Source organism: Curvibacter soli, assembly GCF_029211125.1.
Lineage (GTDB): Bacteria > Pseudomonadota > Gammaproteobacteria > Burkholderiales > Burkholderiaceae_C > Curvibacter_A > Curvibacter_A soli.
This window is the reverse complement of record NZ_JARGEN010000084.1, coordinates 1-3,538: the sequence shown is the minus strand read 5'-3', so window position 1 is coordinate 3,538 and position 3,538 is coordinate 1. Positions and strand designations below refer to the sequence as shown.

The 3,538-nt window shown below is 67.4% G+C and carries 3 protein-coding genes, 3 tRNA genes and 1 pseudogene; 1 reads left to right on the top strand and 6 read right to left on the bottom strand.

Annotation, left to right across the window (positions count from 1 at the left end):
* The 4 genes and pseudogenes from PY257_RS16010 to PY257_RS15995 form a co-directional block, all read right to left on the bottom strand.
* Positions 1-63: pseudogene (locus tag PY257_RS16010) on the bottom strand (GTP-binding protein); the annotation flags it as partial.
* Positions 64-134: 71 nt separating this feature from the next.
* A tRNA-Thr gene (locus PY257_RS16005) sits at positions 135-209 on the bottom strand.
* Between the two features lie 58 nt (positions 210-267).
* Positions 268-341 (bottom strand) — tRNA-Gly (locus PY257_RS16000).
* A gap of 86 nt (positions 342-427) precedes the next feature.
* A tRNA-Tyr gene (locus PY257_RS15995) sits at positions 428-513 on the bottom strand.
* A 183-nt stretch (positions 514-696) separates the two neighbouring features.
* On the opposite strand from PY257_RS15995, the gene PY257_RS15990 reads away from it, so the two are divergent.
* Complete coding sequence (locus PY257_RS15990; RefSeq protein WP_275743623.1) at positions 697-1,827, top strand: patatin-like phospholipase family protein; 1,131 nt, start codon at positions 697-699, stop codon at positions 1,825-1,827.
* A gap of 27 nt (positions 1,828-1,854) precedes the next feature.
* On the opposite strand, the gene PY257_RS15985 is transcribed toward PY257_RS15990, so the two are convergent.
* Positions 1,855-2,586 (bottom strand): uracil-DNA glycosylase, encoded by a 732-nt coding sequence (locus tag PY257_RS15985; protein ID WP_275743621.1) that lies wholly within the window; start codon positions 2,584-2,586, stop codon positions 1,855-1,857.
* A 5-nt stretch (positions 2,587-2,591) separates the two neighbouring features.
* On the bottom strand, positions 2,592-3,392 hold the full coding sequence (gene trpC, locus PY257_RS15980) for an indole-3-glycerol phosphate synthase TrpC (RefSeq protein ID WP_275743619.1): 801 nt from the start codon (positions 3,390-3,392) through the stop codon (positions 2,592-2,594).
* Between the last annotated feature and the right edge of the window lie 146 nt (positions 3,393-3,538).

The following is a 3,538-nucleotide window of genomic DNA, read 5'->3' as shown; positions in this document are numbered from 1 at the left end:
CACGTGGCCAATCGTGCCCACGTTCACGTGCGGCTTCGTTCGTTCAAATTTGCCTTTTGCCATTTTTTCGACTCCGAAAAAAATCTACAACTACACAGCAGAAATGGACGCAACCCACCGGACGCGCCGCAACCTGGTGCCCTTGGCGGGAATCGGACCCGCGACCTCTCCCTTACCAAGGGAGTGCTCTACCACTGAGCCACAAGGGCAACTGAAGCCCGCGCGATGCACGGACCCCGCCAAAAACCATCGCCGGCCGAGAACACTTGGAGCGGGAGACGGGAATCGAACCCGCGTCATTAGCTTGGAAGGCTAGGGTTCTACCATTGAACTACTCCCGCATCGAAAGCCCGGCGACAGGCTCGCGAAGCGCGATTTCAGAGCCCGAAGACCCTTCAATTTCGTCCGCACTCGCACTCGTTCTCGCTGGTGGAGGAGGCTGGATTCGAACCAGCGTAGGCGTAAGCCAACAGATTTACAGTCTGCCCCCTTTAGCCACTCGGGCACCCCTCCGGCGAATCTCGAAATATAGCACAACTTCATGGCCATGGAATCATCATCCCGCGCAGGCCGATGGCTCCCCCAGGCAATCGGGCGCCTAACCCTGTATCGTTAGGGAGCCGCAGATGCGGACCGCTGGATGCAGCCCGGCAATGTCGCCACACCTGCGTTCGACGGACAGCGTGAACAGCCCCCATGAACAACCCCGTCCCGGATCCCAATACCCCTACCGATGCGCAGGATACGCAGGATACGCAGCCTGCCGTGCGCAGCATCAACCTGGCGCTGCAGGGCGGCGGCTCCCACGGCGCCTTCACCTGGGGCGTCCTCGATACGCTGCTGCTGGACAATCGCATCCGGATCGACGGCATCAGCGGTGCCAGCGCCGGCGCTGTCAACGCGGTGGCGCTGGCCAACGGCTATGCCCAAGTCGCGCAGAAGGACTTTGCAAGCGACGACCCGCGCGAGCTGGCCCGCGCCTCGCTGGCACGGCTGTGGCGCGGCGTCACCGGCATCGGCGGACTGGGAGCGCTGACGCAGGGCGTGGTGCGGCTGTTGCTGGGCAACTGGCACGCCGAACACCTGGGCGGCCAGATCCTGGGCAACGCGATGAGCCGCTGGATTTCGCCCTACCAAGCCAACCCGCTGGACATCAACCCCCTGCGCAAGCTGCTAGACGAGCAGATCGACTTCGCCGCGCTGGCGCGCCTGGCCAGCCCCCGGGTCTTCGTCTCCGCGACCCACGTGCGCACGGGACGCGCCGACATCTTCAGCGGCAAGCGCCTGACGCTGCAGGCGGTGATGGCCTCGACCTGCCTGCCGAACATCTTCCAGGCCGTCGAGATCGACGGCGAGGCCTACTGGGACGGCGGCTTCTCGGCCAACCCGCCGCTGGTGCCGCTGATCAACGCCTGCGAGGCGCGCGATATCGTGCTCGTGCAGATCAACCCGCTGCAGCGCGCGCAGACACCGCAGACGCCGCAGGAGATCATGGACCGCATCAACGAGCTGACGTTCAACGCGAGCCTGCTGGCGCAGATGCGCGACATCGACTTCATCAACCGCCTCATCGACGATGGCCGGCTGCAGGATGGCGATTCATACAAGCGGCTGTACCTGCACCGCATCGACGGCGGAGCGGCGATGGAAGACATGCCCGCGTCCGGCAAGCTCTCGACCGACACGGCCATGATCGAGCGCCTGTTCGAGATGGGCCAGTCCTCGGCCAAGCGCTGGCTGGCGAGCAACTTCGACGCGCTGGGTCGCCAGAGCACCATCAACATCCGCCGCGACTACGTGGGCAACATGCCCACCAGCACACGCTGACCCACGGCCAAATCAGGCTTCAGCGCTTTATTTACCTGCGCTGGCAGCTCCTGAATCGATAGCGCCATCGGTCCGCGCGCGCCAGGTACGCGCCTGGCCGAAATGTCCGCAGCCGATAAAGGGGATCGGCGGGCGCAGCGCCGACAGCGGCGATGGATGGTTGGCGACAAGCACCAGATGGCGCCGGCCATCGATGAGCGCGCGCTTGCCCTGCGCGTGCGCGCCCCAGAGCATGAACACCACCGGGCGCTCGCCCTGCGACACATGGCGGATCACCGCATCGGTCAGTACCTCCCAGCCTTTGCCGGCATGGCTGGCGGGGCGGCCATCCTCCACCGTCAGGCAGGTGTTGAGCAGCAGCACGCCGTTCCTGGCCCACTTCACCAGGCTGCCGCCGGGGCTGGGGAACGCCGGCGGCGGCGTGCCCAGGTCGCGCTGCAGCTCCTGGAAGATGTTGCGCAGCGAAGGCGGCAGCGGCACGCCCGGCGCGACCGAGAACGCCAGCCCCTCGGCCTGGCCGCGGCCGTGGTACGGGTCCTGCCCGAGGATCACCACGCGCACCTTGTCGGGCGGCGTGAGTTCCAGCGCACGCAGCGGCTGCGGCGGGAAGATGACGGCGCCGGCCTGCAGCCGGTCGTGCAGGAAGTCGAGCAGGCGGATGCCCTCGGCGCTGGTGAAGAAATCCTCCGCCAGCGGCTGCCAGCCCGGCGCCACGGACCAGTCGGCGGGGTCGCAGCTCGTCAGCCGGTCGGCAGCCATGGCGGTCAGCCGAACAGTTGGGCCAGCGCCACCCCCGGCTCGGGCGCGCGCATGAACGCCTCGCCGACCAGGAAGGCATGCACGCCGGCCTCGCGCATGCGGCGCACGTCATCGCGCTGGAGGATGCCCGATTCGGTCACCAGCAGCCGGTCGGCGGGCACGTCGGCCCGCATGCCCAGCGTGGTGTCGAGCGTGACCTCGAAGGTGCGCAGGTTGCGGTTGTTGATACCTACCAGCGGAGTCTTCAGGCGCAGCGCGCGGTCCAGCTCGGCGCGGTCGTGCGCCTCCACCAGCACGGCCATGTCCAGGCCCAGGGCCACGGCTTCCAGGTCGGCCATCTGCGCGTCATCGAGGCAGGCGGCGATCAGCAAGATGCAGTCGGCGCCGATGGCCCGGGCTTCGTAGACCTGGTACGGATCAATCACGAAGTCCTTGCGCAGCACCGGCAGACCGCACGAGGCGCGGGCCTGCTTGAGGTAGTCCACCTGGCCCTGGAAGAACTGGCGGTCGGTCAGCACTGACAGGCAGGCTGCGCTGGTCGTGCCGTCGCCCTCGGCGTAGCTCTGGGCGATATCGGCGGGGATGAAGTCCTCGCGCAGCACACCCTTGCTGGGGCTGGCCTTCTTGATCTCGGCGATCACCGCCGCCTGGCCGGCGGCCACCTTGGCGCGCAGCGCACCCACGAAGTCGCGCGTGAGCACGCGGCTTTCGGCGTCGGCGCGGATGGCGTGGAGCGGCACCTTCTTGCGCGCCGCCGCAACTTCCTCGCGCTTGACGGCGACGATCTGGTTCAGGATGTCGGTCATGTCAGTTGCTCCACCGCGCTTCGCACCACCCGCAGCCGATGAAACCGGCGCACCCGAGGCCAGGGATACCGCGGAACCGCCTTTGCCGGGCCGCCGGTATCGCCCCCGGCGAGGGGGTTGGCGGCCACACGCAGTGGGCAAGCCTG